Annotated in this window: 1 protein-coding gene; it reads right to left on the bottom strand. The window is 48.6% G+C overall.

Annotated features, from left to right (window positions below; translation table 11 throughout):
* Nucleotides 1-326: 326 nt before the first annotated feature.
* Nucleotides 327-2,943: SdrD B-like domain-containing protein (locus QUA45_RS25830; RefSeq protein ID WP_333222592.1), on the bottom strand; the 2,617-nt coding region annotated here is incomplete at its 5' end.

Raw genomic sequence — 2,943 nt, forward strand, 5'->3', positions numbered from 1 at the left:
CGGACATTCTTTCAGAAGGGTTTGAGGGCTATGTCCTTGATTTTATCAAGCTTTTGACGGGGTTGTCACCCCGTCAGTCATCAGAGTTTATTTGCCATGATTATACAGCGTATTCCAGGTTCATAAAGTAGTAGGGACAAGGCAATGCCTTGTCCCTACGGGGATTCATGGATCAGGGGTTTACTTCACAAACAACGTGGAATTTGTAGTAAGATGTTTGGTTTCACCCTAGTAAGATGTTTGGTTTCACCCTTTTTTTATTTGCCAATAGTCTCTTAATCCATCATCCCTACAATATTCTCACCTAATTAATTAGCTCGATCGCACTAGAGGAGAGCAAAATCTGTGGCAGTAATCACGCTTGCAGGCACATTGCTGAGAGTTGCCAAAAGTTGACCGGAACCCGTAACTCGGATGAGAGTTGAACTATTCTCAGCAACAATGCTCAGTTGGGAGAAATCCAGACCACCAATTAAGCCGATCGAATCGATACCGTATTGAAAGTCTAAAATAGTCTCGCTGCCGAGGTCAATACCCAACATAAATCGATCGTTCCCGGTGCCTCCAATCAGAGTATCATTCCCTTGATCTCCAAACAAGAAGTCGTCCCCAGCACTGCCCAGCAAACTGTCCTCATCCTTACCGCCGTAAAGAGTATCGTTCCCGACCTCCCCATTGACAGTATCCTGACCTTCATTGCCAAACAGCAAATCGTTGCCCAAACCGCCACATATTTGGTCTTTTCCGCCAGTAGAACCAATAGGAAGAGGGCTACCAATATCCCCGTACACTGTATCTTCCCCCTCGCCGCCACAGATAGTATCACTGCCTTCATCGCCAAACAGCAGGTTGCTGCCCAATTCGCCGACAACTAAGTCATCGCCCTTGCCGGCACGTACTGTATCATTACCATCACCGCCTGCGATCGTATCTTGATTTTTCTCCCCGCTGAGGAAGTCATCGCCCGCCAAACCGAACACCAAATCGTTGCCAGTCAAATCAGGGTCAAAGGGGTTAATAGTTCCCCCGTAGATAGTATCGTTACCCTGGTCGCCAATTAAAGTATCGCTCTCCTGGTCGCCGAAAATAATGTCGTCATCTTTGCCGCCGTAAACAACATCGTCGTTCTTGCCCGCAAAGATTAAATCCTCTCCAGCAACTCCATTGAGGTAATCATTACCCTCATTGCCAAATACCAAGTCCCTGTCTATATCGGGGCCAACCGGGAAAGAACTGTTAAGTCCCCCGTAAACATTATCATTGCCTCGCAACCCTGCCAACAAATCATCGCCGTCAAAACCATTTATTTCGTCACCGTTATTAGTGCCGAGAATACTGTCGTTGCCGTTAGTACCGTTGCGGCTATTAGTGACAGAATTTGGGCCGGGAATACTGCTAACGCTGGGTAAAACAATTTGCGAACAAATGCAGTCAGCATCTTGTCCTTCTTGCGGTGGTAGTGGTGTTGGTGGTGGTGTTGGTGGGACTGGGGCGAAGGAATTGCCAAAGTTAATATTGCTAACATTAGTGCCACTGACAGCAATAATATCAGCAGGATTGGCAGTAGTTTGCGTCCAACCAGGCTGATTTACTTCCCTAACTAGATAAGTTCCCGGTCCTAAATTAGCGAAACTATAGCCTCCTAAACTATCAGTTGAAGTATTAACTTCTCCAGCATCTAAAGAGTTATTGCTGTTAGCGTCAAGGAAGATTTGCCAGTTCGGCAAGAGCGGTTCTTGAGCATCCAAAACCCCATTGTTATTGAGGTCATTAAACTTGCTGCCGGAGATACTAATATTTTGGAAATTGCCAAAATTAACGTTCGATTGACTTGCGCCACTACCCAGATTAACCGCCGCCGGATTAGCAGTAGTTTGCGTCCAAGCAGTCTGCTGGACTTCCCGCACATTGTAGGTGCCGGGATTGAGATTGTTGAAACTGTAATTACCAGAATTGTCAGTGGTAACAATAGTTTCGCCCGAATCTAAAGAGTTGTTCCCGTTCGCATCGAGGAAAATTTGCCATCCCGAAAGACCAGTTTCCTCCGCATCCCGAGTACCGTTGCCGTTGCCGTCGTTGAATTTAAGACCGCTGATGCTGCTTTGTTGGACGGGAGTCGGAGTCGGAGGCGGAGTCGGAGTCGGAGTCGGCGTTGGTGTTGGTGTTGGTGTTGGTGTTGGCGGGACTTGTTGGTTGCCGAAATTGGCAGTGGAAGTTTGACCGGGATCTAAGGGAACGGTTCGGGGGTTAGGGGTGGTTGGTGTAAAACCTGTCGGCACCACTTCCCCGACGTTGTAAGTGCCTGTTTGCAGGTTGGGGAAACTGTAGCTGCCATCGGTACCGGTAGTAACTTGGGTTTCTCCGGTGTCTGAACTGCCGTTGTTGTTAGTGTCAAGGAAAATCGTGACGCCAGGGATGCCAATTTCTCCGGTATCTTGAGTGCCGTTACCGTTGGTATCGTTGAATTTAATGCCAGTTATGGTGCCCGTCTGGAGGCTATTGCCGAAATTAACTGTAGCAGGAGTCGTTTCACCTGCTGTCAGAGTCACTGCAACCGGATTGGGAGTAGTTGGCTGGCTGAATGGTGGCACGACTTCCCGGACGTTGTAAGTACCGGAGGTTAAGTTGGGGAAAGTAAAGCCGCCGTTAGCATCGGTAGTTGCCGAAGTTTCTGTGGCATCGAGAATGCCGTCATTGTTAGTGTCGAGGAAAACAGTGACTCCGGGCACACCAAGTTCTCCGGCTGCTTGAGTGCCGTTGCCGTCAATATCGTTAAATTTGATACCAGTAATGCTGCCGAGTACAGCGGGTGTCGATCGATTGCCGAAATTCACCGTAGCAGGAGTAGTTTGGCCTGCTGCCAGCGTGACTGCAACCGGATTGGGAGTAGTTGGTTGGCTGTTGGCGGGTACAACTTCCCGAACGCTGTAAGTGCCAGCAGGC

The sequence above is a fragment of the Microcoleus sp. Pol12A5 genome, assembly GCF_036701435.1.
Taxonomy (GTDB): domain Bacteria; phylum Cyanobacteriota; class Cyanobacteriia; order Cyanobacteriales; family Microcoleaceae; genus Microcoleus.